The sequence below is a fragment of the Streptomyces sp. NPDC050211 genome (genome assembly GCF_040656035.1).
Taxonomy (GTDB): domain Bacteria; phylum Actinomycetota; class Actinomycetes; order Streptomycetales; family Streptomycetaceae; genus Streptomyces.
Map to the genome: position 1 here is coordinate 23,825 of NZ_JBFALC010000040.1, position 25,749 is coordinate 49,573.

Sequence of the window (25,749 nt, forward strand, 5' to 3'; positions counted from 1 at the left end):
CGGCGCAGCATCCCCACGAACGAAGGAAGCAACCATGCGAGTGGAACTCGACGAACCGAAGTGCGTGGCCTCGGGCCAGTGCGTCATGGCCGCCCCCGACGTCTTCGACCAGCGGGACGACGACGGTGTCGCCATCCTCCTGGAGGAGCACCCCGGTGAGGAACTGCTCGACGAAGTGCGGGAAGCCGTCGCGATCTGCCCGGCCGCCGCCATCCGACTGGTGGAGCGGTGAACCGGATCCTGGTCGTCGGCGCCTCGGCCGCCGGGCTCGCGGCGGCCGAGACGCTCCGCCGCGAGGGCTACGACGGCACGATCACCCTCGTCGGCGACGAACCGCACCTGCCGTACGACCGCCCGCCGCTGTCCAAGCAGCTGCTGAGCTCGGAGTGGGACGCGGGACGGCTGGATCTGCGCACCGCGGACGACCTGGCCGCCCTGGGCCTCGACCTGCGCCTCGGCGCGGAGGCCGTTCGCCTCGAACTCGCCGAGTACACCGTCCACTTGGCCGACGGCTCCAAGGTGCCGTACGACGGTCTGGTGATCGCCACCGGAGTACGGCCGCGGCGACTGCCCGGCGAGGGCGCGCATGTCCTGCGGACCCTGGACGACGCCCTCACGCTGCGGGACCGGCTGGGACCCGGGCGCCGGCTGGTCGTGGTCGGCGCGGGCTTCCTCGGCGCGGAGGCCGCCGCCGTGGCCTGGCGTTTCGGCGCCCGGGTGACCCTGCTGGAACCCGCCCCGGTGCCCCTGGCGCACGCTGTCGGCACCGAGGTCGGGCAGGTCCTGTCGCGGGCCCACCGGGACCGTGGCGTGGACCTGCGCTGCGGGGTGCGGGTCACGGAGGTGACCGAGGACGGGGTGATGCTCGACGGCGGTGAACTGGTCGAGGCCGACGAGGTGTTGGTCGCGATCGGCTCGTCGCCCAATACGGAGTGGCTCGACGACAGCGGGCTGACCGTCGGCGATGGCGTGGTCTGCGACGAGTACTGCGAGGCCGCGAAGAACGTGTACGCGGCCGGTGACGTCGCCCGCTGGTACAACCCGCTGTTCGGGACGTCGATGCGGATCGAGCACCGTACGAACGCCGCCGAACAGGGCATGGCAGTCGCGCGCAATCTGCTCCGCGCTTCTTCAGGCGAGGCGCGCAAGCCGTTCGCGCCGGTGCCGTACTTCTGGTCCGACCAGTACGACATGAAGGTCCAGGCGCACGGATTCCTGCGCGGTCACGACGAAGTCGCCGTGGTGGACGGCGACTTGGCGAAACGCCGGTTCCTGGCCGTGTACCGCACCGGTGACCGCGTGTCCGGCGTACTCGCGGTCGGTATGCCGCCCCGGGCCGTCCGGCAGTGGCGGACGGCGATCGCATCCGGTGCCGAGTGGCACGAAACCGTACCGGCCGAGGCGTCCGCCTCGACCGAACCGAAGGAGTCCGTTGTCGAGGCCATGGTTGCCGTCGTGACCCCCAGGGCGGGACGCGAACGTTGTTGACGCCTGAGCGGGGTCTTTGCCTACGGTGGAGCGCAGAGCGCAGGAAGATTGCGGGACGCCCAGACGTTGTCCGGGCATGAAGATCAGCGAAGCGTCCAAGGTCAGCGGCGTGAGTGCCAGGTCTTTGCGTTACTACGAGGACGAGGGCTTGATCGTTCCTGGGCGATGCGGCAATGGGTACCGGGACTACTGCCGGTCCACCATCGACCGGGTCCGTGTCATCCGCTCACTGCTGGAGTCCGGGCTGCCCGTGCGGTTGATCAAGGAAGTCCTGCCTCACCTCACTGCCGAGGCTGACGCCGACGCGGAGGCGGTGTGCGCGGAATTCCTGCAGGAGGTGCAGAGGTATCGCGATCGCCTCGCCGCACGCATCGTGAGTCTCAGCGATCAACGGGCGGCACTCGACGCCTACTTGCTAGAGGCTCGCCGGACTGATCGATGACCGTGACTTGACCTTGACATCGGTGTGAGGCTTCTACGGTCCCGTGCATGGAGATCGATGAGCAGCGGCACACCGCTGAGCAGACGATACGGGCACTGGTCCAGAGGTCGCGCCGAGGACCAAGGGACCTGACCCTCACGACAGATCACCCCCTCCCCGCCCCAGGGCCCGGCGAGTACCTGATCCGAGTGGGCGCGGCGGGGGTCAACTTCGCGGACGTGATGCAGACCCACGGCACCTACGGAGGAGGTCCGCAGGCGCCCTACGTGGCGGGTTTCGAGGCCGCCGGCGAGATTCTGGAGGTCGGCCCGGGAATCGAGAGCCCGCTCCCACTCGGCACCCGTGTCGTCGGCACGGGACCGGGCGCCTTCGCGCAGTACATGACGATGCCGGCCGCGGGGGTGCTTCCCGTCCCTTCCGGCTGGAGCGAAGCCGAAGTCCTGGGCCTGGTGCTGAACTGGGCAACCGCATTGGCGGCGCTGAAGCCGTTGGGCGAGATCAAGTCAGGTGACGTGGTGCTCGTTCATGCCGCGGCCGGAGGCGTAGGGCAGGCCGCTGTCCGCCTCGCCCGCCACTACGGTGCGCGCGTGATCGCCACGGCGTCACCAGCCAAGCACGACACCGTCCGAGCGCTCGGCGCCGACGAGGTCCTGGACCGCGCGCACCCCGATCTGGCCGAGGCGATCACCCGTCTGACCGGCGGTGGTGATGTGGTCCTTGAATCGGTGGGACGTGCCACGTTCGAGGCCAGCCTGGCGGTCGCCAAACCCTTCACTGGTCGCGTCGTCGTGTTCGGCGCCGCTTCCGGCGATGCCGGCCTCAGCACGCACGACCTGATCTTCACCCACCAGGTCCAAGTCAAGGGCCTGCACATCGGCGCGCTGGCGGCCGCGGCCCCGTCCATCTATCGATCGTTGCTCGTCGAACTCGAGGCACTCATCGCCCAAGGCGTATACCCGCCAGGCGCCCCCCAGGTTCATCCCCTGGCCGAGGGACCGACTGTGCTGTGGCAACTCGAAGCGGGCCAGAACCTTGGCAAGCACGCCCTCGATCCCTGGCGCTGAGGTCAGCGGCCCGGCTTGAGGGCGTGCAGCAGCAGGGGCAGGGAACGGTGCAGTTCGCGCTCCCAATAGGGCCAGTCGTGGGTGCCGGGTCCGTAGAAGTCAGTGGTGAGCCGCACTCCGGCGGCCTTCAACCGGCCGGCGACAACGTGGTTCATGTCGTTGAGCAGTGCCTCGAGATCGTCGTGGGCGCCGGGCGGGTCGAAGGGGCCGGCGGTGCCGTTGCCGCTCGACAGGAAAACGGGGATCGAACGCAGCCGGTTCGCGAGGTAGTACGGGTCGTGCGCCTCCCAGATGGCGCGCTGGGCCACCGGATCGCCCCACAGGGCGAGCGGGTCCACGCCGAACTCGGTCAACAGGTCCATCAGTCCGTTCGGGAAGTCGCCGTACAGGGGATGCACCACGCCGCTGTAGCTCGCCGCTGCCCGGAACATGCCGGGATGGTGCGCGGCGTAGAGCAGAGAGCCGAGGCCGCCCATGGACAGCCCGGCGATCACCCGGCGGTGGCCCGCACCGTAGCCGTGCTCCAACAACGGGCGTAGCTCGCGCAGGTGGAAGGTCTCCCACGCCGGCGAACCGCCGTCGCCGTGGTTCCACCAGTCGCTGTACCACCCGGCCGGTCCGCCCTCGGGCATGACGACCAGTGTGTTGCGCAGCTGCGGCAGCGACGCGACGTCGGTTTCGCGGGTCCAGCTGTCATACGTGTCGCAGCAGCCGTGGAGCAAGAACAGCACCGGCCACCGCTGGTGCTTCCGCCGCTCGTCCCAGCCGTCCGGGGTCAGCAGACGCACCTTGGCGGTACGCCCCAGAGCGGGCGACGAAACAGTCAGGTCGAGCAGGCGGGGCCCGACCTTCTCCTCTGCCACGACCCGGGCGCCACCCTCGCCCTTGCCGCCGACAGCCGCGGTCGCGGTCCCCGGCAGGACCGCCATGACCAAGGCGACCAGGGCTGTCCAGATCAACAGACGGGTATGGCGAGGGTGCACAGCGAGCCTCCACTCCCAGCGAACCGAAACCGGCTACGCATCAGTACCACCGGGGAGCGTACGGACGGCTGGGGCAGGGGTCACTACACTAGGCAGCTGAAGTTCGGCGAAAGGGCCGTGTTTCAGCCGTAGTTGAGTCGTGAGAGTCGCGTGGGTTGTGCCGTCGGGGCTGCCCTGGACTGCGTCCGCGCCACTCTTGCTGGATGCTGGCCCGTTGCCGAAGCAGGGCTCAGCTGCCTGCCCGCCGGGTCAGAGGGATGCCAGCCAGGCCGCCGTGTCATGGGGGTGGCCGAAGCGGAGGGTGTCGAGAGGGGCGAAGCGGGGATCGCGGACACGGTGCTCGACTTCGCGGCGGCGGGCCCCGTGTTGGGACCAGGCCCACCAGGCTGGGTGCTCCCGGCTCAGCCAGCCCGTCCAGGTTTCCCTGTTGCCGCCGAAGAGGCCTCGCGTCTGAGGCTGCGCCGGAAAGAACGGCGCAGTACGCGGGGCATGATGACGCGTTTGGGATAGTCCAGCCAAATCACGGTGTCGGCCCGGTCCCAGAGCAGGTCACGGACTTCCGGATAGCCGAGCGAGTCAATGATCCAGCGAGGCTCGGCGGTGAGCCTCGATACGTCTTCGGCCAACTTGCTGTTGGTGGCCCAGTTGGGGCCGTTGAAGTACAGCGCGTCCATCTCGTGGTAGGGCAGCCCCAGACGACTGCTCAAGGTCTGGGCGAGCGTCGATTTGCCCGCACCGGTGACACCCGCCACCAAGATCCGTTCCACGGGTGAACCCTATCCCGGCGCCCTGGGAGGAACGCTCCTGCGCCGCTGAGTTGGGGCAGGGCGGCGGCAGACAATGCCCGCCGCCGCCCTGCCTTGGATCCAAGAGGCCCTCTGTTCAAGCCGGCCGCTGTGTCCTACGCGATCACCGCGCGACGATCGCCTCGGCGACGTCGGCCTCGACATCGTCCACCGCCACGAGGGTGGAGTTCTTCGGGCCGCGCAGGGCGATGTAGACGAACAGCGCGGTCATGACCGCGACGCCTGCCCACATGGCCTGCTGCCAGCCGTCGACGAACGACTGCTGGGCGGCATCGACGATCTGCTGCGCGTGCGGGCCGCTGCTGCCCGAGACCTCGACGGCGTTGGCGACGCCTTCGCGGGCGGTGTCCGCGGTCCCCTGGGGGACGCCGTTCAGCCGGTCGTCGATCGCACTGCGGTAGCCGGCGGACAGGAGCGCGCCCAGCATGGCGACACCCAGCGCGGTGCCGAATTCGCGGGTGATGTCGTTGAGTGCGGAGGCGACGCCCTGCTTCTCACGCGGCAGCGAGCTGGTGATGGCCTCGGTGGAAGGCGTCATGGACAGGCCCATGCCGATGCCCATGGCGAGCATGCCCGGCAGGATGGTCAGGTAGCCGCCGTCCACGGAGACGAACAGCGCCATCAGCACCAGGCCCACACCGGCCAGGGCGATGCCCACGGCCATGGTCGACCGTGCGCCGATGCGGGCGGCCATCGTGGGGGCCAGGCCGGAGGTCATCATCATCATGACGGCCATCGGCATCATCGCCACCGTCGACAGCAGTCCCGACCAGCCGAGCACCGCCTGGAAGAACGGGAACAGGACCACGGCGATGCCCGCCTGGACACCGAAGACCACCAGCAGCGTGATCGAGCCGCCGGCCAGGCCACGCTCCCGGAACAGGCGTACGTCCAGCAGCGATGCGTCTCGGCGGCGCAGCTCCCAGGCCACGAAGCCGATGCCGGCGATGACGCCGACGGCGAGGTTGAAGAGCGTCGCGGGGGCGGTCCAGCCGCGATGCGGTCCCTCCTGGAGGACGAAGATGAGGCCGATGACGGCGACGGTGGAGACCAGCGCACCGACGGTGTCGAAGGAATGGGCCGAGCGCTCACGGGAGTTGGGCACCGACTTCAGTGTCATGCCCAGGGCCACGATGACCAGGGCCACCGGCAGCACGAACAGCCAGCGCCAGTCCGCGACATCGACCAGGAGCGCGGAGAGGAACATGCCCAGGATGCCGCCGCCTCCGGCGACGCCGGTCCACACGCCGATCGCCTTGCCGCGCTGCTCCTCGGGAAAGGTCGAGGTGATCACGGCGAGCGTGATCGGCATGATCATCGCGGCGCCGACACCGCCGGCCACCCGGGCCGCGATCATGACCTCGGCGGTCGGGGCCAGGCCCGCCAGGACGTTTGCGACACCGAAGATGCCAAGTCCTGCGATCAGCATGGGCTTTCGGCCCAGGCGATCACCGATCGCGCCGAGCGGCAGCAGCAGTGCGGCCAGGGCCAGGGTGTAGATGTTGATGATCCACAGAATGGTGTTCTGTGAGGCCCCGAACTCGACGGCCATGTGGGTCTGGGCGACGTTCAGCCCGGACACCGACGCGATGACGGCCATCAGCGCGATGGAGACGGCGATCAGGATGGTGCGTAGCTGACGCGCGTCCGGTGCGCCGCCCTCGCCGCCGGCTATGGCGGCGGCCCCCTGTGCGGGCTGGTTCGTACTCATGGATTCCTCTGGTTTCCTCTCAAAGGGGCATGGGGGAGTTCGGCGTCGGACTCTGCCCGGACGCCGGAATGCGGAGGGAAGGAGCGGCAGCGCGAGCTGCGGATGTCAGGCGGTGGAGGTACCGCTCTGGGCTGAGGCGAGGGCGCCGACCTGGGCAGTCAGGTCGGTCGGGAGTACCAGCGCACCGTTCAGGCGTGCGGCGCCGCCGCCGATCACCACGGCGTCCGCGGTCTCACCAGGCAGTGCGTCGCTCGCGTACGCGGAAGTCTGCACAGACATCTCCTCCCACCCTTTCTGTCGTGCGCGGACCCAGCCCATCCGGGCCATCTGCCTTCGACGTTAAGTCAGAGTTGCATCCAAGGCATACTCTGTTGCCTATGACGCAAGAAGATGGTGCGCTGGACAGCCTCGTACGCAAACGCATCCGCGCTCTGCGGGTCGCACAGGGTTTGTCCCTGGAGGAACTGGCCACCCGCGCCCACCTCAGCCAGTCCTCGCTGAGCCGGATCGAGAACGGCCAGCGCCGCCTCGCGCTGGACCAGCTCGTCACCCTGGCCCGCGCTCTGGACACCACCCTCGATCAGCTCGTCGAGAACGCCGCCGACGATGTCGTCATCAGCCCCACGATCCACGGCGCCCACGGCCTGATGCGCTGGCCGATAAAGGGCGAGCCCGGCATGAGCGTCATGCGTCAGCGGCTGACCGAGCCGCCGCCGGACAACCCGTCACGCATGCGCGCCCACCCGGGCCGGGAATGGCTCGTCGTGCTGTCCGGCACCGCGATCCTGATGCTGGGCCACCGCCGCTTCCGCATGGAGACCAACCAGGCGGCCGAGTTCCCGACGATGATGCCGCACGCCATCGGCGCCGACGGCGGCCCCTGCGAGATCATGGGCATCTTCGACCGCGACGCCCGCCGCGGACATCGCGACACCGGCGATCACCCTGACAACGGAGACTCTGACCCGCAAGGCACCCGCCCGTAGCCGCACCGGACGACCTGGTTCCAGTTTTCGGTGTGCAGCACGTACAGGATCCCGCACAGCACGTCCCGGTCCGCGCCCATGCATGTATGCGCGGGTCAGGCCGCATGCTTGGCCACTTGCCCCTCTGCGGCACGGGCGAGGCGTTCGACCCAGTCCTGGTGATAGTGGTAGAGCGCACCGGGATGCTTACGGCCGAGCTCCTCGAGGAAGAAGGGGCCCTGCTGCGTTTCCTCGGTCAGCACGTGGCAGCCATTTTCCGTGGGCGTGATGACCCAGCCGTGGTACGCGCTCGAACCGGTTTCGTCGCCGTCGACTGTCGTCTCCCACGAGAGCCTGGTGAAAGGCTCATACTCCGTCACGTTGAGAGTCATGGGAAATCCAACCGTCACGCGGCTGTACTTGGTTCCGAGCGCCAGTTCTGACTCACCGCTCAGGATCTTGACGTGATCTTCGGGAGGAAAGTAGCTCGACCAGTTCTCGGCGTCGACGAGCAGCTTCCACACCACCTCGGGCGGCGCCTTCACGTCGATATCGTTGAGCGCGTAGAGAGCCGACGTTTTCGGGTCATGCCGTTCGGGCCAATTCACCTTGTCATACATGCGGTACTTTTCCTTTCTGGATTTTCTTGGAGAGAACGCCTGCGAGTTAACCGGCGCGATTTTCACGCTCGGTCGCTACCTTGGCGAGCGCCGCGAGAAGGTTCTCGTGTGTGCGCCAAAAGACTTCAGGATCCTGCTTCGCCAATTCGATCCAGAGCGGGCCCTGCATCGTCTCTTCGGTCCAGAGGTGGCTCCCCCTCGATGTGGGTGTGATGATCCACGCGTGGTAAGCCCTGGATGCTTCCGACGCCTTGGGGTAACCGCCCCAGGCGATACGCGTCACAGGTTGGAACTCCTGTACGGATGCGAAGACGTCCTGGCCGGCCAGGTTGGTCTCGAATCGAGTTCCGAGGCGCAGCGAGTCATGGCCGTCAAGCAGCTGGACATATTCGACGCCTGGGTAGTAGGTGGGCCAGGTTTGGGGGTCTACGAGCAGGGGCCAGATCGTTTCAGGAGAAGCTTCGACCTCGAGCTCGTTGGTGAAGTGGATCGGGGAGCGGCTGGGGGTCATGCCCTCCGGCCAATTTACTGCTTCGAACATGGAAATCTCCAGACAGTAGAATGCGCATGCCCAACCGGTTCGGTCAGAGTTCGCCGGGAACGGCAAACCGATAAAATACGCCGCCGACCGGCTGGATTCCCATGAGCAGCCAGACCGCGTTTTCGAAGTCGCGGGCTCGTGAGAGGTCTCCGACACGTACTGGGTCGTAGCCGGCGTCGCGGATGAGCTGCTCGGTGACGTCGAGGGCGCCCTCGTCCGCGACGTACCAATTACTCGGCCGCACTCGCTGCTTGCGCACTTCGCCGTACAGGGCTCCGAAATTCATGTTGAAGCTCTTGGCCACCGGGGCGTGGGTGAAGGACTTCACCTCCTCGGCGTATGAAGGAAAGTCGCCATGACGCGCGGGCATGATGTTGGTCGCGTCGATCGCGATCTTCCCCTCGAGTCCGGTCACCTTGCTCAGGGCGTCCGAGATCTTTGCGCCGGGTACCGCGACCAGGACAGCGTCCGCGTCCGAGGCATCCCCGCCGTCACGGCCGAGCTCTTCGACCTCATGGCCTGCGTCTCGCCATAGAGCGGCCAGTCCTCTGCCGATCATTCCTCTTCCGATCGTGACGATCTTCATTCCGTGTCTTCCCTCAACTGAACGTTGATGTATGTCGGTTGAACGTGGATGACGCTTTATGCGCGGCTGACGGCCACCGACTTCCTGACGGCGTCCAGGCCGGCAGCGTGCGAAACAACGGGCTCGTATCCGAGCTCGGCTACTGCCTTTTCCGTCCGCAGGGTGCACTGCTGCCCGAGGAACCATCGAGCGGGAACGGGGACCTCGCGGGCGGCGGTCTCGGCGTCCAGGTCGGGGATCGGGAGATCCACGCCGTAGATCGCGAACTGGGTCTCCATGAACTCGCGCAGGGTGACGCGGTGCCGGTCTGTGACGAAGTAGGCCTGACCCGGTCGGCCGCGCTGCCATCCGAGGATGAATCCCTCGACGGCGTTCTCGACGAACGTGATGTCAGTTGTGTGCCGGCCGCCGCCGATCCAGGCGAACTGCCCCGCCTTCGCCGCCGCCACCAAGCCTTCGATGAGGAAGCTGTCGGGACCCCAGACGAACCTCGGGCGAATCGAAACGGTGGCGAAGTCCGGGGTATGCGCGTCGAGCACGATCTTCTCGGCCATGGCCTTCACCGCGCTGTAAGCGGCTTCTGAGTCGGGCCGCAGCGGCGCGGCCTCATCGACGTCCACGAGCGGGTCGCCGGCGAGGAGCGCGGCTTCGGTCCCGCAGTGGACAAACCGTGGAACCTGCGCGTAGCGGGCCGCATCGACGGCCGCCTGGGTGCCGTGAACCGTCACAAGCTCATGACGCTCACGGTCAGCGGTGATGTCCGTCTCGGCAGCGAGGTGGAACACCACATCACTGCCCGTCACCTCGTCGCGCCACGTGGTCGGGTCGGTCAACTCGCCCCGTACGGGCTGGGCGCCCAGCGCCGAGACCTTTGCGGCCGATGCCTCGCTTCGGACCAGAGCACGGACCGAGTGCCCCTCGTTGAGGAGTCGTCGTACCAGCACCTGGCCGATGAACCCCGAACCGCCCGTGACGAACGCCTGTGCCATGAACCTCTCCTTCGCTCTGTGCCGGCCCTCTCGCCTGCCTTGAGCGAGAAGGTGTCGTGGGTTGGAGCAATCAGGGATCCCAAGGTCTTCCCTCAACTTCATTCATACTTTCGAGCTCTGCGATAAGGTTTTTGGATGGCTTCTCTTCGGGCGCTCGAGTGCCTCGTCGCGGTCGCGGACTCCGGATCGATCACACAGGCCGCACAGCTGCTGCATTCGTCGCAACCCGCTGTCTCTCATCAGCTCGCCTCGTTGGAACGCGAGACCCGAACGGTCCTGCTTCGCCGCGAGCCCCGAGGGGTCAAACTCACTCCCGCGGGGCGTGCCGCTGTGGCGGATGCCAGACGAGCGATCGAAGCGGCCGCCTCTGCGGTGAGGTCGGCACGTGCGGCGGGTCAAGCGGCCGGCGGGGTCTTGCGGTTGGCCTGTGCGCAGAGCCTCACGGTGCCGCTGCTCGCCGCGGTCATTCGCCGGTGGCATCGCCGCCACCCGGAGGTCGCGATCACGCTGCGCGAGTCCACGGCGATGGACGAGGCGCTCGGCCTCGTCGACTCCGACGAAGTCGACGTGGCAGTGCTGACCGCTCCCTCGGCCGACCGCTTCACGATCACCGCCGTCGCCGAGGAGGAGATCGTGCTGGCGGCGCCTACCGGCCACCTGCTGGCCGAGCAGTCGGTTGTACGGCTTGAGGACCTCGACGGTGCGCCGCTCGTTCACTTCGCGCCGGACAACGGCCTCAGCGCCTGGCTCGACCAGGCCTTCGCCCGCGCCGGAGTCCACCCGGAGACGGTGATGAGGACATCGGTCACTGCGGCGGCACCACAGCTCGCGGCTGCTGGTCTGGGAATCGCCGTGTGCCCTGTGAGTGCGGTCAGTGATGGCTTTCCGGGAGCAGTGCGATCGTTCTCTCCGCGCTGGGTCAGGCAACTGGCGGCGGTGACGTCCGCGGAACCGGATCCGCTCGTCGCACGGTTCATCGGCGACCTGCGCAGTCACGGCATGCGTGTGCCTCGCGGTGTGCGGGCTCAGCTCGCACAGGACGGTCCTCCGGCCGAGAACGGATGAACCGACGGTCAGGGCGCCCGGTTCCCCGATTCCGCGAAAGCCAGATCGCCTGAGATGAGAACACCGGTTCGCGGCGATCTCAAACGATCTGGCACAGCAAGGTCAGAGGCTCGCTACCTGGCAGCCTTCACGAAATGCTGGAACTGCTTGTCGAAGTCGCGAGGATCGTTGCTCAGCGACGCCTTGACCATCGCGGTGAACTCGTCGACGACCCCCTCGAACGCGCCGGTGTCGACACCGTCGAGGGTGATACGGGCGACATCGGCCGGGTCCATCTTGGGTACGTCGTAGCCCTTCATCATGTCGGTATCCGCCGCTCCGAGGTGCACCGAGGTGACGAGCGTGCCCTGCGCGGCCAGTTCCTGGCGCAGCGCGTTGCTCATGCTCCAGACGGCGGCCTTCCCTTAGCCTCGTTCGAACACCCCGGGCACCTCGGTGGTTCCGGCCCTGCCGAAGGCGAGGGGGCCGCTGGCGGCTGCGGTCAGCGGGGCACGTCGATGCGCAGTGTGCCGATCACCGACAGCAGCTGCAGGGCTTCTGGCCCGAACCGCCAATCGTGGTCCTTCGGCCCGCTCATGTCACTTCGCCAGATCGGTGGAGAGGAAGGGAGCAAGGAGCGCGAGCAATGCGTCGGGGCGGTCGAGGGGGATGATGTGGCCGCATTCCTGGAGATGGTGTCCGACCAGGTCATCGGCGATGGGACGGAGTTGGCGTTCGAGCCCGGTGCCGATGGGGTGAGAGCCGATGGCCATGGTGGGCATGGTCAGCCGAGCCGTCGCGACGGCGTCCTGAATCTGCTGCGCGCTGGTGGGCAGGGCCCGGTAATAGGAGAACGCGCAGCGCAGGGCCTCGTTCCCGGTGAAGGCGTGGACGAAGGCCGCGCGGATGTCGTCGGGTACTCCTCGCCCGAGCGTCCCCGAGTCGAGGAACCAGTCGATGTACGAGGCCTCGTTCCCGGCCAGGACGGTCTCGGCAAGGCCGGGGACGGCGTGGAAGCCGAACCACCACGGGGCGCCGCCCGCGATGGCGTGTTCTGCTCCGGGCAGGCGGCCGAGCAGTGCCTCCATCACGACCAGGCGCCGGACGAGGCCGGGCCGGCGCAGCGCGAGGAGGACGGCGGGGGCGGTGCCCGCGTCGATGCCGACCACTGCTGCCGAGGGATCGCCGAGAGCGTCGAGCAGCCCTTCGGCGTCGGCGGCGAGGGTGCCTGCGTCGTAGCCGTCGACGGCACGCGCACTGGCACCGAAGCCTCGCAGGTCCGGGGCGATGACCCGGTACTGCCCGGCCAGTCGGTCCATGATGCCGCTCCAGAGCTGCCAGGTGTGCGGGAAGCCGTGCAGCAGGAGAACCGCAGGTCCCTCCCCGGCGATGGCGACGTTCAGTTGGACGCCGTTCGTCGTGATGCGGCGCAGTTGGTGTGTGGTGGTGACGGGCATGACGGCTCCTCGGTCTGGTTACCATTGGTGACCACGAAACGATAGGTAACTGGCCAGCCGCTGCCTAGACGGCACTTTCAAGGAAGGTGGTGAGCCACAGGTGACCACCCGAGGAGCCCGGGCCGCCGGTCGGGGGGTGCGCGGCGATCTGTTCGATCCCCAGTGCCCGACGCGGCAGTTGCTGGACCGCGTAGGTACGAAGTGGACGTCCATGGCCGTCAAGACGCTCGCCGATGCCGCACCGGACGAGGTGCGCTTTGCGGAACTGAGACGCCGGATGCCCGGCGTCTCGCAGAAGATGCTGTCCGTGACGCTGCGAAGTCTGACCCGCGACGGGCTAGTGTCGCGCCGTGTCGAACCGACCGTGCCGCCGCGGGTCTTCTACCGACTCACCGGGCTCGGGCTGTCTCTGGAAGCCGCGCTTGCGGGGCTGCGGACCTGGGCGGAGGAGCACATGGCCGAGATCGACCGCGCCAACGAAGCCGCCAGCCAGAAGGCCGACGGGGAATAGGCAGGCAGGCCGGTTCGTCGCTCAGGACGGGTGGCCCGGGTACTCGACGTGGCCGGCGTTGCCGCCATCGGATCCACTCGTCCGGCTCTGGTCGCGGTGCCGCAGCCGGTAGCGGCCCGGAGAGACGCCGTACTCCCGCTTGAAGGCGGTGGCGAAGGCGAAGGGGGAGCTGTAGCCGACGTGTTGGGCGATCGGAGCCAGTGCGGTGTCGGAGTTGCGCAGGAGCCGTGCCGCCACGGTGAGCCGCCACCAGGTCACGTAGGTCAGAGGGGGTTCACCGACCACTGCGGTGAACCGGCGGGAGAACGTCGCTCGGGACAGGTTCGCCTTCTTGGCCAGGGCCTCGACGGTCCAGGGCTTTGCCGGGTCGTCATGGATGGCGTGCAATGCGTTGCCGATCGCCGGGTCGGCGAGGGCGGCCGGCCAGCCGGTGGTTCCGCGTGCCGACTCGTCCTCGATCCAGGCGCGCAGCACGTAGAGCAGGAGCAGATCGAGCAAGGTGGGCAGGGCGGCGTCCGTGCCCGGCCGGGGATTCTGCAGCTCGGCGCCGAGCAGGGAGACAGCGGCACTCAGGTCCTGGTGTCGTCCGATCTGGGAGGGACGATGGATGATCTCCGGCAGGGTGCCCAGCAAGGGGTGCGGCCGTGAGCGATCCAGCTGGTAGCCGCCGCACAGAAGCGCCGTCGCCCCCTATGCACCGGCGTGGCCGGGGTCGGTCAGGGTGTGCCGGGTTCCGTGCGGAGTGAGCACGACGTCCCCCGTGGTGAGGTTCACCGCGGGCCCGTCCTTGGGCACGAGCAGGCAGGCCCCGTGCAGGACAACGTGGAAGCCCGCTCCGGCGAAGGACTCGAAGTGCGTGCGCCACACGCCCTCTCTGTCCTCACGGTTGGCGAAGGGGCTGCCGGTCCGCATGGCGGCGACGACATCACTGAGGACATCCATACCCGCAACGATAGGCGGTGAGACGAACGCGTATCGGGCGAGCACGATCTCTTATAGCCCGTCTCGTCGCGCGTCCATAGGCTCGAGAACATGGAAACGATGGAGATCGGCAACGTCGAGGTCACGCGCATCGTGGAGTGGCAGGGGCCGATCGCTCCGGTCGGGGTGGTCTTCCCGGACTTCGCCCCTGAGAAGTGGCACGAGCACAGGTCGTGGATCGCCCCTCACTTCTGGGACACCGAGACCGACAACTATCTGGCCGGCGCGCAGACTTGGGTGGTGCGCAGCGAGGGAAGGACCATTCTGGTCGACACCGGGCTCGGCAACCACAAGGAACGCTCGTACATGCCGGCGTGGACTCATCTGGAGACCGACTTCCTCGACCGCCTGGCGGCAGCAGGCGTGCGGCCCGAGGACGTGGATGTCGTCGTGAACACCCATGTGCACGCCGACCACGTGGGCTGGAACACCGTGCTGCGCGACCGTGAGTGGGTGCCGACATTCCCCAACGCCACGTATCTGATCCACCGGGATGACTTCGAGTACTGGAACCCCAGGAACGGCGTACCCAAGCGAGGAGGCATCGGAGGGGTCAACGCCGGTGTCACCAACGGGCCGATGTTCGAGGACAGCGTCGATCCCGTTCACCGCGCCGGCCAGACCCTGCTGTGGGAGACCTCTCATCGCATCGACGGCAATCTCCAGCTGGAACCCGCCCCTGGGCACACTCCGGGCTCAGCGGTGCTTCACCTGCGGTCCGGTACCGAACGAGCCCTGTTCGTCGGAGACTTGCTCCACACTCCCTTGCAGATCCTGGAGCCGCACGTCGATACGTGCCTGAGCGAGGATCAGCAGGCTGCGGCGAACTCCCGTCGGCGTGTCCTGGAGTACGCCGCGGACACCAACGCCCTGCTCATCCCTGCGCACTTCACCGGTCCGGGAGCCGCTGAGGTCCGCCGTGACGGCTCATCCTTCGCCATCAAGAAGTGGGCGCCATTCAGCGCACCCTTGGAAGTGACCATCTAGCGGCCACCAACAACGCGGTGGTCAACCGGATCCTCGACATCACCCCTGGCCACGCGTCGCCCGCCCTGGCCGACGCCGTCTGCCGGGGGAATGAAGCCGCATGCGGAGCAGCAACGCTCCTCGTGGGGGCCGCACGAGGTCGTTGCGGCAGGAAAGTGACTGTCTGACTCCGGCAGGCGGCTGCCGCGTGTCTCTCCTCGTCCTCCGGGAACCCGGCCCGGGAACAGGATGAACGAGGAGGAACCGTGCAGCTGTCATTTCTGGCACCACTGTTCGACCGTCGTGGCCCATGGGCCAGCGTGTACTTCGACCCCGCTCAGAATGACGAGTCGGGGGCCAAGCGGCGTGAGCTGTCCGTACGGGAAGCCTGCCGGAACCTGGAGGAGGAAGGCGCCGACGCGGCGACCGTGCAAGCGGTGCGCGAGGCCCTGACCGACATCCGGCCCGCGGACGCCCCGGCCGGCCGAGCGATCTTCGCCGCCGGAGGAGAGGTGGTGCTCAGCCTCAACCTCTCCCGGCCGCCGCAGCGGCAGATCGCCCGCTGGACCGCCCTGCCCCGGCTCACACCGCTGCTGGAGCTCTCCGCTCAGGATCCGGTCTGCCTGGTGGCCTACATCGACCGGACCGGCGCCGACTTCGAACTGCGCGGGGCAACCGGCCCGCAGGACGCCGGGCAGGTGGCGGGCCGGCGCTGGCCGGTGCACCGTACGGCCTCGGCGGACTGGTCGGAGCGGCATTTCCAGCTGAAGGTCGAGAACACCTGGGACCACAACGCCCGTGAGATCGCCGAAGCGCTGAGTTCGGCGTACGCGGAGTCCGGCGCCGACCTGGTCGTGCTGGTCGGCGACCCGCGCGAGCGGCCTGCCGTGCGGGACAAGCTGCCCGAGGCCGTTCGGGAGGTCACGGTGGAAACGGAGCATGGTGGCCATGCCGCCGGCTCCTCCTCTCCCGCACTGGAAGAGGCTGTCGAGCAGGCCCGCCGGGAGTACAACCGGCGTCGCATCGAGGAGGCGCTCGACCGCTTCCGCGCCGGACGGAGCGGCACCGACGGGCCGGCGGACGCGGTGGAGGGCGTCCCGGCCCTGGTGGAAGCCGTCAGGGAGCACCGCATCGATACGCTGCTGATTCGTCCCGACGGGGCGGATCTGGCCCGCGAGACATGGGTGGGTGACGACCCCGACCAAGTGGCGGTGCGTCGCACCGATGCGCAGATCCTGGGCGAGGGCGATCCGTTCTCGGTGCGGGCCGACGACGCACTGCTGCGGACAGCGGCGGTGACCGACGCCGACGTGCTGATCATTCCCCCATCGGACAGCGAGGGCAGGGACGACGTCCCGGCGGGTGGCCTCGGCGCCCTGCTGCGGTGGACGTACGCCTCGGCCGGCTGAGGCGTACGTACCCTCGCGGCGCGAACCGGCGACCACCCGCACTCAGCCCGGCGATCACCCGCACTCAGCCCAGATGATCACCACGCCGATGAGCTGGAAGGAACACCTGCTGCCAGGTTTTCGCCGGAGTGATCGGGAAACCCGGCGCACATGCGCAATCCCCTGTCGAAGATCGAAGTCCTGGAGGACGCCGACCTGCTCGACCGTGTCGCGGCCCCCGTTCGGACGGGCGTCCACGCGCTGCCCCTCGGGCCCCTGCGGGACGTGCTGCGCGGCCGTTGGCAGGGCCACCCCCTGCACCCGGTGCTGGTGCAGACCCCCATCGGCGCCTGGACGTCCGCCGCGCTGCTCGATCTGACCCGCGGCAATGAGCGGGCGGCCCGGCTGCTGGTCGCCGTCGGGCTCGCCGGTGCCGCCCCGGCCGCGCTGGCGGGGGCCGTCGACTTCGCGGACCAGCTTCCCGAGCAGGAGCGCGTGGGCGTGGTGCACGCGGCGGCGAACACCGCGGCCGTCGCCCTCTACGCCGCCTCGCTCGCGGCCCGCAGCAGGGGCCGGAGCGGCCGGCTGCTCGGCTTCGCCGGACTCACGGCCGCCACGGTCGGCGGGTATCTCGGCGGCCACATGGCGTACCGGCAGGCCGCGGGGGTGAACCACAGCGAGGCCGTGCCGCATCTGATCGACGCGGGCTGGCACGCCGTCGGTGACCCGGAGGAGTTCCCGCGGGGCAGTGTCGTCCGGCGGATGGTCGGGGAGGTGCCCGTGCTGCTCGTACGGGACTCCGACAGTCCCGGCGAGGTACACGCGCTGGCGGAGCGGTGCGCCCATCTCTCGGGCCCTCTGTCCCAGGGCGAGATCAGTGACGGATGCGTGACCTGTCCCTGGCACGGCAGCACGTTCCGGCTCGCGGACGGCGCCTGCGTGGCCGGACCGTCCACGGCACCGCAGCCCTCCTTCGACGTACGCCTCAGTGACGGCCTGGTCGAGATCCGGCTACGGGAGGGACACGCGCATTGAACGGGCGTGCGACCGCTTGAACGGGCGGGTGACTGCTTGAACGGGCGGGCGACCGCGCGACGACCGACCAGCCAACCAGCCCACCCAGTCGATGAGCCGAGGGAGAAAACCGTCATGACCACGCACGAACGCCGTCCCGCCGACGACGCGAAGCAGCGGCAGCGCGACGCCCACCGCGCCCCCGACCCGGCCGGTGGCCCGCTCACCACGGATCAGGGAGTGGTGGTCGATCACACCGACGACTCTCTCCAGGCGGGGGAGCGCGGCCCCACGCTGATGGAGGACTTCCACTTCCGGGAGAAGCTCACCCGCTTCGACCACGAGCGGATCCCGGAGCGCGTGGTGCATGCGCGAGGGGCCGGCGCGTACGGCTACTTCCAGCCGTACCAGTCCTGTGCGGAGTTCACCAAGGCCGCCTTCCTCCAGGATCCGTCCGTGCGGACGCCGGTGTTCGTGCGCTTCTCCACCGTGCAGGGCCCGCGCGGCTCGGCGGACACGGTGCGTGACGTCCGCGGCTTCGCGACGAAGTTCTATACGTCGGAGGGCAATTACGACCTCGTCGGCAACAACATGCCGGTCTTCTTCATCCAGGACGGCATCAAGTTTCCCGACTTCGTGCACGCCGTGAAGCCGGAACCGCACAACGAGATCCCCACGGGCGCGTCCGCGCACGACACCCTCTGGGACTTCGTCTCCCTCCAGCCCGAGACCCTGCACATGATGATGTGGCTGATGTCCGACCGCGCCATTCCGCGCAGCTACCGGACGATGCAGGGCTTCGGCGTGCACACCTTCCGGTTCGTCGACGCCCAGGGCAGGGGCACGTTCGTGAAGTTCCACTGGACGCCCGTGCTCGGCGTTCATTCGCTGGTGTGGGACGAAGCGCAGGAGACGCAGGGCCGGGACCCGGACTTCAACCGCCGTGACCTGTGGGACAACATCGCGGCCGGCAACTACCCGGAATATGAACTCGGTGTGCAACTGGTGCCGGAAGAGGACGAGCATTCCTTCGACTTCGACCTTCTGGACGCCACGAAGATCATCCCGGAGGAGGAGATCCCCGTCCGGCCCATCGGGCGGATGATCCTCGACCGCAACCCGGAGAACTTCTTCGCCGAGACCGAACAGGTCGCCTTCCACACGGCCAACGTCGTGCCGGGCATCGACTTCACCAACGATCCGCTGCTCCAGGCCCGCAACTTCTCCTATCTGGACACCCAGCTGATCCGCCTGGGCGGCCCCAACTTCGCCCAGATCCCGGTCAACCGGCCGGTCGTGGACGTCCGTACGAACCAGCGCGACGGCTTCCACCAGGGACAGATCCACAGCGGTACCAGCTACAGCCCCAACTCCCTGAGCGGCGGCTGCCCGGTGCTCGCCGGGGCCGCCGACCCGAGCGCGTACAGCCATCTCCAGGAGCGGGTGGACGGGAACAAGATCCGCAAGCGCAGCGAGAGCTTCAAGGACCACTACACCCAGGCGGCGCTGTTCTTCCTGAGCATGTCCGACTGGGAGAGGCAGCACATCATCGACGCTTTCCGTTTCGAGCTCGGCAAGGTCGGGTCGACGCAGGTACGGGCGCGGACCGTCGAGCAACTGGGCCATGTGCACCACGGGTTGGCCGCCGCCGTGGCCGAGGGCATCGGTGTCGAGCCGCCCGAGAAGGAGGACACCCCGCAGCCGGAACCCTCCCCGGCGCTGAGCATGACGAGCGACAAACTCCGCGGCGACGGCAGCATCCGTACCCGGCAGGTCGCGGTCCTGGTCGCCGACGGCGTGGACGCGGCCCAGGTCGGCACCGTGCGGGAGGTTCTGGAGGACGGCGGCGCGATCGTCGAGGAACTGGCCTTCCACGACGGCACGGTGCGCGACAGCGACGACGGCCGGCACCAGGTCGACCGGGCGCTGCCCACGGTCGCGTCCGTGCTCTACGACGCGGTGGTCGTCCCGGGCGGAGCGCGCGAACTCGCCGGCGACGCCACGGCCCAGCGGTTCGTACGGGACGCCTACCGGCACGGCAAGCCGGTCGGCGCCCTGGGCAGCGGCGTCGATCTGGTCGCCCTGCTGGAACCGGACGGACTGCGCCTGGCCGGAGACGGCGACAGCACCGTGGCCGACCGCGGCGTGGTCACCGAGACGTCGACCGGGCCGGCCAGCGAGGTGTTCCTGTCGCAACTGACAGCCGCGATCGCCGCCCACCGCCACTGGGACCGGCCGCCGGTACGCCACTGAGCGCCGGCGCCGGTGCCCACCGGCCCTGCTCGTTCCCGAAAACCGCCGCGATCTCAACACCACCAGCCGCACGCCCCTGCCCCGAGGAACTCGAGGAACCCGAGGAAGGAGTCGAGCGTCATCGTGTGGCACTCACTCACCTGGGAAGCCACATCCGTCTGCCGCTCGGTCCGCAGGTGCGTCGCCGCTGGCGGCCCTGAGCGCTACACCACGGTCCAGTCCCTCAAGACGGCGGGCGCCGCACTACTGGCCTGGGCGCTGGCGGGCTGGTGGTGGGACGCGCCGATGGCCCTGCTGGCGCCATGGACCGCGCTGTTCCTGGTGCAGAGCACCGTCTACCGCTCCCTGCTGTCCGCGCTGCAGCAATTCGTGGTGGTCGTCGCGGGAACGCTTCTCGCCGCCGGCGCCGGCGTGCTCACCCACAACACCATGGCCGCGATGGCGTTGGTCCTGCCCCTGACGGTCCTGCTCGGCAACTACACCCGGTTCGGTTCTCAGGGTCTGTACGCACCCACCGCCGCACTGTTCGTCCTCGTGTACGAGTCGTACGCCGGCTTCGACATCCTGCACCGCCTCCTGGAGACCCTGCTCGGAGCGACCATCGGGGTCTGCGTGAACGCCCTGGTACTGCCGCCGGTCCACACCGACCGGGTCCGTCGCCTGCGCAGCCAACTCCCAGGGGACTGCGCCAAGTTGCTGCAAGAGGTCGCCGAAGGCATCGAGGGCCCGTACGACGACGGCCGCGTGCGGAGCTGGTACGACAGGGCCGTGCGACTGACCGACGTGGTCGCGGAGCTGCGGGACGCGCGACGCTGGTCGGACGAGAGCTTCCGCTTCAACCCGGGGCACAAGCTGCGCCGGACCGTTGTCCCACCGCCGTCGCCCGACTGGGACCTCACCTGGGACCGGATCACCGAACACATCAGAGCGACGATCCGTACGCTGAACGACGCCACCACGCTTCCGGACTGCGTACCGGGCATCCTCTCGCCCCTCTTGCAGTCGGCCGGCGACGTGCTCGACCCCGACAGCGCCGACGAGCGCGACCGCGCGCTGAACGAGATGACCGCCGCGCACCGGCGTCTGACCGCCGTACTCGCCGACGGCCGCTACGAGACCACCCCCGCCCTCGGCGCTCTGGCCCTGGACACGCAACGGCTCCTGGACGACCTCATCACGGTCGCCGACGCGCAGGACGTGCCGCAGCTCCGCCACCAGGCGTGAGGGAGATGGCTCAGGCTCAGCCCACTTTGCGGCCCTGGAGGGGCTCGGTGTCCGCGCCGGCTCCCCGTTGCAGCCCGTGCAGGAACTCCTCCAGCACCTCTGCGGCCGTCCGCTCCGGCTGCCAGTGGAGTTCGGTGTGGGCCCGTGAGCAGTCCATGAGGGGGAGCCGGAGCACGGCGTCGAAGAGGTGGGGTGAGGCGGGCAGCAGATGCATGCCCCATGCGGCCGCGATGGCGGAGCGGGCGGCCGGGCGTGGCAGCCGTACCGGGCGGGCTCCGAGCATCTCGCCCAGCATCCGCGCGTCGACGGGCGGCTCACCCGCCAGGTTGAACGCGCCGCCCAGGTCGCTGTGCACCGCCAGCCGGTAGGCCTGCGCCGCGTCGTCGGTGTGCAGGGCCTGCACCCGAAGGCCCGGGATGTCGGGGAGGACGGGCAGCAGCTCGGGACGCGCCAGCGGTCCCGGCAGGAAACGGCCGCCGAAGATGCGGCGCTGCTCGCTCGCCGACTCCCGCTTGAAGAGGAAGGCGGGCCGCATCCGGACCACCCGGATGCCCGGGTGCTGCTGCTCGAAGGAATCCAGAGCCCGCTCCAGGTAGGCCTTCTCACGGCAGTAGGCAGCATCCGGCCACCCGTGCGTCGGCCACGACTCGTCCACCGTGCGGTCCTTGGGCCCCGGCGAGTACGCCCCCACGGAGGAGGCATGGATCAGCGCCGGTACCTTCGCCGCAGCCACCGCCTCGAACACCCGGATGCTGCCGAGCACGTTGGTGCGCCAGGTCGCGGCCGGATCGTGCGTGGGCTGGAAGGCCCAGGCCAGATGGACCACGGCGTCGGCGCCTTCGAACTCCTTGACCAGGTCCGCGTCCTCGGAGGCCAGGTCCACCGCGGACCACTCGGTCTTGCCGGGCGACCAGTCCGGAATCCGACGGGCGAGACCCCGCACGGATCCGACCTCCGAATCCTCCACGAGCAGGCGCACCAGGCTGGTGCCCACATTGCCGGTAGCTCCCGTGACGACGACCTTGCCGCCGGATTCGCTCCTCACGACCGGCTCCTTTCGGGCGAAGGGCTGATCCACGCGTCATGAGCGTGCTCCGCCCCGAGTACCCGGTGGCCGGGCACGCACGCGAGCGGTGTGTTTGCTCGCGTGGCCCTGGGGCACTCGTGCCGTGGCTGAGCGGCCGTGGGAACGAGGCCGCGGACGCGGTGGGACCCGCGCCCGCGGCCTCACCTTTCCCGGGAGCGCCAGGCGCCGTTCAGGTCTGACACCGCGGGCACCAGACCGTACGGCGTCCCGCGCTGCGACTCGAACGCAGGGGATCGCCGCAGCGGGGACACTGCGGCTCATTGTCGTCCCGGCATCCGGTGAGCCAGGAGCGTCGTGGCGGCACCCGCCCGTCGCGCACGGATGTCTTCAGGACACGACCCATCGCCGCGTGGATACGCCGGAGTGTCTTCTCGTCCAGGTTCCGCGCCGCATTGCGCGGGGCGACACGAGCCCGCCAGAGGATCTCGTCGCACAGGAGGTTTCCGAGGCCCGCGATGACGGACTGGTCCATCAGCGCACTCTTGACGGCACCCCGCCGCCCCGACAGCAGTTCCAGGAACTCTTCTCGGCTCACGGCCTGGGCGTCCGGGCCCAGACCGTCCAGAATGCGGTCCACGGCGGCGTCGTCGGCCAACTGCACGCCCTGCAGTTTGCGTTGATCGCGATAGCAGAGATTCCGAGTACCGTCGAGTGTCAGGACGATGCGGTCATGCGCCTCGATCGGTTCTTCCTGGTCACAGCACCGCAGTGATCCCGTCATTCCGAAATGAAAGACAAGGGTCGGGCCACCGTCGGTCGGCACGAACAGCCATTTTCCGTGCCGCCACGCCTTCCCGAGACGCTTCCCCGTCAATTCCTTCCGGAGTCGTTTCTCGGTGACACCTCGTAGAACTCCGGCGTCCCGCACCTCGATGTCCGTGACGGACCGGCGGCTCCCGCAATCGAGCAGGACCTGGCGGAATCCTTCGACGTCCGGGAGTTCGGGCACGGCTCTTCTCCGGCTTTCCGTGGCGTACTGACGACGCTACCGCTCGCGATGGATACGCGCCCTCGCACGGGCCGTCTCCGGCACGGCACAGGCTGACAAGGCCGCAGATTAATTGAGTTACGCAACAAGATGGTAAAGTGGCTCGTATGCCCACACCAGAGCTGCCTGATGCCCCCGCGTCCCCGGAAGTGATCGAGATCGAGCGGGCGCTCACCCGCATCACTTACCTGAGCACGCGCGCCCGGCAGCACGAACGGCTGATGGCCCTGGCCGGCGTGCCGCTGGACCGGGCCGCCGTGGCGCTGCTGCGCCAGATCGCCGACTCGGAACCACTGCGCCCCGGGGAGCTGGCCACCCGACTGGGCGTGGAGGCCTCGCACGTCACCCGCACCGTGCAGCAACTGCAGAAGGCCGGCTACGTCACCCGCGTCCCGGATCCCGACGACCGCCGCGCCCAGCGCATCCAGCTCACCGACGCGGGGCGCCAGGCCATCGACAAGATCCGCGACGCGGGCGCGCGCGGCATGCAACTGGCCCTGGGCGACTGGTCTCCGGAGGAACTGCGCCAGCTCGCCACCCTCTTCCATCGCATGGTCGACGACTTCCTGTCGTACGCCATCGACGACGACTCGGAACCCGAGACGGTGGCACCGGCGGGCACTGCCTGAGCTAGGCCTGAGCTGAGCGGCCGGGCTCGTGCAGCCCCCGCAGCAGCAGGTGCCCCAGTGCGGGCAGGACGATCAGCGGGAGCAGCGCGATCCGCAGGGACGTGGCATCGGCGACCGCGCCGAGGACAGGGGCGGCTAGCCCCCCGACGCTCACCGTCAGACCCAGCGTGACCCCGCTCGCGGTCCCCACACGCCGGGGCAGATAGTCCTGGCCGAGCGTGATGTGCAGCGAGAAGGGCACGTACAGGCCCGCTGACGTCAGCGCGATGAAGAGGTAGACCGCGGGGCCGGGTACGAGGACGATCCCGGCGACGGTGAGGACCGTCAGGGCATACGACCACCTCACCACCGTGACCCGGCCGTACCGCTCGGCGAGCCGCCCGCCCGCCACGGTCCCGACTGCGCCGCCGACGTAGAGCACGCACAGCGCGGCCGTGCCCGCCACCTCCCCACCGCCCACGCGCTCACGGACGTACAGGGAAACGAACGTGCTCAGCCCGACGAAGACGACCGACCGGCAGATGATCGCCCCGGACAGCCGGAGGAACGACGGCCAGTCGTCGCTGCCGCCGGCCTCGGACGCCGTGGCGGCCGAGGCGGTCCGGGCCGAGCGCAGTGCGGCCGCACACAGGACGGCTCCCATGACGCCGGGCACGATCAGCAGGGGAGAGGCCCGCAGTCCGCCCGTCGCGATCACGGCGGACACCAACAGGGGTGCGAGCGCGAAGCCGATGTTCCCGCCGAGCGAGAACCACCCCATGGCCACATGGCTGCCGCGCGCGGCAGCCCGTGCGGCGCGGGCGGCCTCCGGATGGTAGGCGGCGACCCCGATCCCGGACACCGCGACCGCCACCAGGGTCACGACGTACGAGCTGCCGACCCCGCTCAGCGCGACCCCCGCACCCCCGGTCACCGCACTCAGCGGCAACAGCCACGGCATCGCCCACCGGTCGGTGAGCGCCCCGAACAGCGGCTGCACCACCGACGACAGCAACGATGCGGCCAGGACGATGCCCGAGGCAGCGGCATATGTGTAGGCGCGCTCGGCGACGAAGAACGGCACCAGGGCCGCCACGGCCCCTTGGTACACGTCCACGCAGGCGTGCCCCAGAGACATCAGCGTGATCGGTTTCGTGGTCACCCTGCGATCGTCGCGGGGTCGGTCGACGGCCCGCTTTCGATAAACTGCCCACTTGTGCCGGACATCCGCCATACGCCCCAAGCGCCGACCCGCGCCCAGAGCCTGGCCGCCGGTCAGCGCATCGACGCGCACCGGCACGACGAGCACCAGATCGTCTACGCGGGCTCCGGCGTCCTGGCCGTCACCACCGACGCCGGCACCTGGTTCGCGCCCGGCAACCGCGCCATCTGGATTCCGGCGGGCACCGTCCACGCGCACCGCGCCCACGGCCACCTGGACCTGCACCTGGTCGGCCTGCCCGCTACCGACAACCCACTCGGCCTCGACGCCCCCACCGTCCTCGCCGTCAGCCCCCTCCTGCGCGAACTGATCCTCGCCCACACCCGCGGCCCCGATGACGACAGCCCCGAACGCCACCGGCTGCTCGCCGTCCTGCGCGACCAGCTGCGCGCCTCACCGCAGCAGCCGCTCCGGCTGCCCACCGCCACCGACCCGCGCCTGGCCGCGGTCTGCGACCTCATCCACGCCGACCCGGCCGACGTACGCACCCTCGCCGCACTCGGCGCCGCGACCGGCGCGAGCGAGCGCACGCTCAGCCGGCTCTTCCGCCGTGAGTTCGGCATGACCTTCCCGCAGTGGCGCACCCAGTCGCGCCTCTACCACGCCCTGCGGATGCTGGCCGACGGCACGCCCGTCACCACGGTCGCCCACCGCTGCGGCTGGTCCTCCACCAGCGCGTTCATCGACATCTTCCGCCGCTCGTTCGGCCACACGCCCGGAACGCACAACCGCCGTTCCCAGAAGCCCCTTTCGAGGCCCGCCCCCCTTCGGGAAGGGGCGGACGACCGCGCTACGCTCCACTGATCGCGCG

The 25,749-nt window shown here is 69.1% G+C and carries 28 protein-coding genes and 2 pseudogenes; 14 read left to right on the plus strand and 16 right to left on the minus strand.

Going from position 1 to position 25,749, the window contains the following annotated elements:
- The first annotated feature begins 34 nt into the window (after positions 1-34).
- The 4 genes from AB0I98_RS31740 (at position 35) to AB0I98_RS31755 (ending at position 2,994) form a co-directional block, all read left to right on the plus strand.
- Complete coding sequence (locus tag AB0I98_RS31740) at positions 35-232, plus strand: ferredoxin (protein WP_362947991.1); 198 nt, start codon at positions 35-37, stop codon at positions 230-232.
- Positions 229-1,488, plus strand: coding sequence for an FAD-dependent oxidoreductase (locus tag AB0I98_RS31745; protein ID WP_362947993.1), 1,260 nt, complete (start codon positions 229-231; stop codon positions 1,486-1,488). Before AB0I98_RS31740 ends, AB0I98_RS31745 begins: the two co-directional genes overlap by 4 nt.
- A 76-nt stretch (positions 1,489-1,564) precedes the next feature.
- Positions 1,565-1,930 (plus strand): MerR family transcriptional regulator, encoded by a 366-nt coding sequence (locus AB0I98_RS31750; RefSeq protein ID WP_362947995.1) that lies wholly within the window; start codon positions 1,565-1,567, stop codon positions 1,928-1,930.
- 221 nt (positions 1,931-2,151) lie between these two features.
- Positions 2,152-2,994, plus strand: coding sequence for a zinc-binding dehydrogenase (locus AB0I98_RS31755; protein WP_362948088.1), 843 nt, complete (start codon positions 2,152-2,154; stop codon positions 2,992-2,994).
- A gap of 2 nt (positions 2,995-2,996) precedes the next feature.
- On the opposite strand, the gene AB0I98_RS31760 is transcribed toward AB0I98_RS31755, so the two are convergent.
- The 4 genes from AB0I98_RS31760 to AB0I98_RS31775 form a co-directional block, all read right to left on the minus strand.
- Positions 2,997-3,923 carry an alpha/beta hydrolase family protein gene (locus tag AB0I98_RS31760; RefSeq protein WP_362948090.1) on the minus strand — a complete coding sequence of 309 codons (927 nt, stop codon included), beginning with the start codon at positions 3,921-3,923 and terminating at the stop codon, positions 2,997-2,999.
- A 455-nt stretch (positions 3,924-4,378) separates the two neighbouring features.
- Positions 4,379-4,744 (minus strand): hypothetical protein, encoded by a 366-nt coding sequence (locus tag AB0I98_RS31765; protein WP_362947996.1) that lies wholly within the window; start codon positions 4,742-4,744, stop codon positions 4,379-4,381.
- Between the two features lie 142 nt (positions 4,745-4,886).
- A complete protein-coding gene (locus tag AB0I98_RS31770) occupies positions 4,887-6,494 on the minus strand; it encodes an MFS transporter (RefSeq protein ID WP_362947997.1) in 1,608 nt (535 codons plus the stop codon).
- 105 nt (positions 6,495-6,599) lie between these two features.
- Complete coding sequence (locus AB0I98_RS31775; protein ID WP_362947998.1) at positions 6,600-6,773, minus strand: hypothetical protein; 174 nt, start codon at positions 6,771-6,773, stop codon at positions 6,600-6,602.
- Between the two features lie 98 nt (positions 6,774-6,871).
- On the opposite strand from AB0I98_RS31775, the gene AB0I98_RS31780 reads away from it, so the two are divergent.
- Positions 6,872-7,480 (plus strand): XRE family transcriptional regulator, encoded by a 609-nt coding sequence (locus tag AB0I98_RS31780; protein ID WP_362947999.1) that lies wholly within the window; start codon positions 6,872-6,874, stop codon positions 7,478-7,480.
- A 95-nt stretch (positions 7,481-7,575) separates the two neighbouring features.
- Here the strand turns inward: AB0I98_RS31780 and AB0I98_RS31785 are convergent, their stop codons facing one another.
- The 4 genes from AB0I98_RS31785 to AB0I98_RS31800 are packed head-to-tail and all read right to left on the minus strand — an operon-like array spanning position 7,576 to position 10,195.
- Positions 7,576-8,145 carry an SRPBCC domain-containing protein gene (locus AB0I98_RS31785; RefSeq protein ID WP_362948000.1) on the minus strand — a complete coding sequence of 190 codons (570 nt, stop codon included), beginning with the start codon at positions 8,143-8,145 and terminating at the stop codon, positions 7,576-7,578.
- Complete coding sequence (locus tag AB0I98_RS31790; protein WP_362948002.1) at positions 8,126-8,620, minus strand: SRPBCC domain-containing protein; 495 nt, start codon at positions 8,618-8,620, stop codon at positions 8,126-8,128. The genes AB0I98_RS31785 and AB0I98_RS31790 overlap by 20 nt, the downstream gene beginning before the upstream one ends.
- 43 nt (positions 8,621-8,663) lie before the next feature.
- Positions 8,664-9,206, minus strand: coding sequence for a dinucleotide-binding protein (locus AB0I98_RS31795; RefSeq protein ID WP_362948003.1), 543 nt, complete (start codon positions 9,204-9,206; stop codon positions 8,664-8,666).
- A 56-nt stretch (positions 9,207-9,262) separates the two neighbouring features.
- Positions 9,263-10,195, minus strand: coding sequence for an NAD-dependent epimerase/dehydratase family protein (locus AB0I98_RS31800; RefSeq protein WP_362948004.1), 933 nt, complete (start codon positions 10,193-10,195; stop codon positions 9,263-9,265).
- Between the two features lie 135 nt (positions 10,196-10,330).
- On the opposite strand from AB0I98_RS31800, the gene AB0I98_RS31805 reads away from it, so the two are divergent.
- Positions 10,331-11,260, plus strand: a complete 930-nt coding sequence (locus AB0I98_RS31805) for a LysR family transcriptional regulator (protein ID WP_362948006.1) — start codon at positions 10,331-10,333, stop codon at positions 11,258-11,260.
- 113 nt (positions 11,261-11,373) lie between these two features.
- Here AB0I98_RS31805 and AB0I98_RS31810 read toward each other — a convergent pair whose 3' ends face one another.
- Both AB0I98_RS31810 and AB0I98_RS31815 read right to left on the minus strand, forming a co-directional pair.
- Positions 11,374-11,643, minus strand: a complete 270-nt coding sequence (locus tag AB0I98_RS31810; protein ID WP_362948008.1) for a hypothetical protein — start codon at positions 11,641-11,643, stop codon at positions 11,374-11,376.
- A gap of 195 nt (positions 11,644-11,838) precedes the next feature.
- Positions 11,839-12,696 (minus strand): alpha/beta hydrolase, encoded by an 858-nt coding sequence (locus AB0I98_RS31815; protein WP_362948009.1) that lies wholly within the window; start codon positions 12,694-12,696, stop codon positions 11,839-11,841.
- Positions 12,697-12,796: 100 nt separating this feature from the next.
- Between AB0I98_RS31815 and AB0I98_RS31820 the strand changes: the two genes are divergently transcribed.
- Complete coding sequence (locus AB0I98_RS31820; protein WP_362948010.1) at positions 12,797-13,207, plus strand: helix-turn-helix domain-containing protein; 411 nt, start codon at positions 12,797-12,799, stop codon at positions 13,205-13,207.
- 21 nt (positions 13,208-13,228) lie between these two features.
- On the opposite strand, the gene AB0I98_RS31825 is transcribed toward AB0I98_RS31820, so the two are convergent.
- Entirely contained in the window at positions 13,229-13,681 is a 453-nt protein-coding gene (locus AB0I98_RS31825; RefSeq protein ID WP_362948092.1) for an AraC family transcriptional regulator, read from the minus strand.
- Between the two features lie 39 nt (positions 13,682-13,720).
- Positions 13,721-14,149 (minus strand): annotated as a pseudogene (locus AB0I98_RS31830) (cupin domain-containing protein); the annotation flags it as partial.
- A gap of 90 nt (positions 14,150-14,239) precedes the next feature.
- Between AB0I98_RS31830 and AB0I98_RS31835 the strand changes: the two are divergent.
- The 5 genes from AB0I98_RS31835 to AB0I98_RS31855 all read left to right on the plus strand — a co-directional run bounded on the left by AB0I98_RS31835 (position 14,240) and on the right by AB0I98_RS31855 (position 21,033).
- Positions 14,240-15,175, plus strand: a complete 936-nt coding sequence (locus AB0I98_RS31835; protein ID WP_362948011.1) for an MBL fold metallo-hydrolase — start codon at positions 14,240-14,242, stop codon at positions 15,173-15,175.
- 245 nt (positions 15,176-15,420) lie between these two features.
- On the plus strand, positions 15,421-16,563 hold the full coding sequence (locus tag AB0I98_RS31840) for a Vms1/Ankzf1 family peptidyl-tRNA hydrolase (RefSeq protein ID WP_362948013.1): 1,143 nt from the start codon (positions 15,421-15,423) through the stop codon (positions 16,561-16,563).
- Between the two features lie 150 nt (positions 16,564-16,713).
- Positions 16,714-17,577 (plus strand): Rieske (2Fe-2S) protein, encoded by an 864-nt coding sequence (locus AB0I98_RS31845; RefSeq protein WP_362948015.1) that lies wholly within the window; start codon positions 16,714-16,716, stop codon positions 17,575-17,577.
- Between the two features lie 114 nt (positions 17,578-17,691).
- Positions 17,692-19,809: a catalase gene (locus AB0I98_RS31850; RefSeq protein WP_362948016.1), complete on the plus strand. Its 2,118-nt coding sequence runs from the start codon at positions 17,692-17,694 to the stop codon at positions 19,807-19,809.
- Between the two features lie 123 nt (positions 19,810-19,932).
- Positions 19,933-21,033, plus strand: a complete 1,101-nt coding sequence (locus tag AB0I98_RS31855) for an aromatic acid exporter family protein (RefSeq protein WP_362948017.1) — start codon at positions 19,933-19,935, stop codon at positions 21,031-21,033.
- A gap of 16 nt (positions 21,034-21,049) precedes the next feature.
- Here AB0I98_RS31855 and AB0I98_RS31860 read toward each other — a convergent pair whose 3' ends face one another.
- From AB0I98_RS31860 to AB0I98_RS31870, 3 genes and pseudogenes are all read right to left on the minus strand, one after another.
- A complete protein-coding gene (locus AB0I98_RS31860; RefSeq protein WP_362948018.1) occupies positions 21,050-22,078 on the minus strand; it encodes an SDR family oxidoreductase in 1,029 nt (342 codons plus the stop codon).
- A gap of 211 nt (positions 22,079-22,289) precedes the next feature.
- A complete protein-coding gene (locus AB0I98_RS31865) occupies positions 22,290-22,721 on the minus strand; it encodes a zinc finger domain-containing protein (protein WP_362948093.1) in 432 nt (143 codons plus the stop codon).
- A 15-nt stretch (positions 22,722-22,736) separates the two neighbouring features.
- A pseudogene (locus AB0I98_RS31870) lies at positions 22,737-23,069 on the minus strand (DNA-formamidopyrimidine glycosylase family protein); the annotation flags it as partial.
- A gap of 146 nt (positions 23,070-23,215) precedes the next feature.
- Between AB0I98_RS31870 and AB0I98_RS31875 the strand changes: the two are divergent.
- Positions 23,216-23,737 (plus strand): MarR family transcriptional regulator, encoded by a 522-nt coding sequence (locus AB0I98_RS31875; protein ID WP_362948020.1) that lies wholly within the window; start codon positions 23,216-23,218, stop codon positions 23,735-23,737.
- Between the two features lies 1 nt (position 23,738).
- On the opposite strand, the gene AB0I98_RS31880 is transcribed toward AB0I98_RS31875, so the two are convergent.
- Complete coding sequence (locus AB0I98_RS31880) at positions 23,739-24,854, minus strand: MFS transporter (RefSeq protein WP_362948094.1); 1,116 nt, start codon at positions 24,852-24,854, stop codon at positions 23,739-23,741.
- Positions 24,855-24,932: 78 nt separating this feature from the next.
- Here AB0I98_RS31880 and AB0I98_RS31885 point away from each other — a divergent pair, with 78 nt between their 5' ends.
- The gene (locus AB0I98_RS31885) at positions 24,933-25,742 is read left to right on the plus strand and encodes a helix-turn-helix transcriptional regulator (protein WP_362948022.1); all 810 of its coding nucleotides are present in this window, start codon (positions 24,933-24,935) and stop codon (positions 25,740-25,742) included.
- The last annotated feature ends 7 nt before the right edge of the window (positions 25,743-25,749 follow it).

Bases quoted from the DNA above. Each gene is read 5' to 3' on its own strand.
- AB0I98_RS31740 (WP_362947991.1), top strand. From the start codon at position 35: ATGCGAGTGGAACTCGACGAACCGAAGTGCGTGGCCTCGGGCCAGTGC.
- AB0I98_RS31750 (WP_362947995.1), top strand. From the start codon at position 1,565: ATGAAGATCAGCGAAGCGTCCAAGGTCAGCGGCGTGAGTGCCAGGTCT.
- AB0I98_RS31755 (WP_362948088.1), top strand. From the start codon at position 2,152: ATGCAGACCCACGGCACCTACGGAGGAGGTCCGCAGGCGCCCTACGTG.
- AB0I98_RS31760 (WP_362948090.1), bottom strand. From the start codon at position 3,923: ATGGCGGTCCTGCCGGGGACCGCGACCGCGGCTGTCGGCGGCAAGGGC.
- AB0I98_RS31770 (WP_362947997.1), bottom strand. From the start codon at position 6,494: ATGAGTACGAACCAGCCCGCACAGGGGGCCGCCGCCATAGCCGGCGGC.
- AB0I98_RS31775 (WP_362947998.1), bottom strand. From the start codon at position 6,773: ATGTCTGTGCAGACTTCCGCGTACGCGAGCGACGCACTGCCTGGTGAG.
- AB0I98_RS31780 (WP_362947999.1), top strand. From the start codon at position 6,872: ATGACGCAAGAAGATGGTGCGCTGGACAGCCTCGTACGCAAACGCATC.
- AB0I98_RS31790 (WP_362948002.1), bottom strand. From the start codon at position 8,620: ATGTTCGAAGCAGTAAATTGGCCGGAGGGCATGACCCCCAGCCGCTCC.
- AB0I98_RS31795 (WP_362948003.1), bottom strand. From the start codon at position 9,206: ATGAAGATCGTCACGATCGGAAGAGGAATGATCGGCAGAGGACTGGCC.
- AB0I98_RS31800 (WP_362948004.1), bottom strand. From the start codon at position 10,195: ATGGCACAGGCGTTCGTCACGGGCGGTTCGGGGTTCATCGGCCAGGTG.
- AB0I98_RS31805 (WP_362948006.1), top strand. From the start codon at position 10,331: ATGGCTTCTCTTCGGGCGCTCGAGTGCCTCGTCGCGGTCGCGGACTCC.
- AB0I98_RS31810 (WP_362948008.1), bottom strand. From the start codon at position 11,643: ATGAGCAACGCGCTGCGCCAGGAACTGGCCGCGCAGGGCACGCTCGTC.
- AB0I98_RS31815 (WP_362948009.1), bottom strand. From the start codon at position 12,696: ATGCCCGTCACCACCACACACCAACTGCGCCGCATCACGACGAACGGC.
- AB0I98_RS31835 (WP_362948011.1), top strand. From the start codon at position 14,240: ATGGAAACGATGGAGATCGGCAACGTCGAGGTCACGCGCATCGTGGAG.
- AB0I98_RS31845 (WP_362948015.1), top strand. From the start codon at position 16,714: ATGCGCAATCCCCTGTCGAAGATCGAAGTCCTGGAGGACGCCGACCTG.
- AB0I98_RS31850 (WP_362948016.1), top strand. From the start codon at position 17,692: ATGACCACGCACGAACGCCGTCCCGCCGACGACGCGAAGCAGCGGCAG.
- AB0I98_RS31875 (WP_362948020.1), top strand. From the start codon at position 23,216: ATGCCCACACCAGAGCTGCCTGATGCCCCCGCGTCCCCGGAAGTGATC.
- AB0I98_RS31880 (WP_362948094.1), bottom strand. From the start codon at position 24,854: ATGTCTCTGGGGCACGCCTGCGTGGACGTGTACCAAGGGGCCGTGGCG.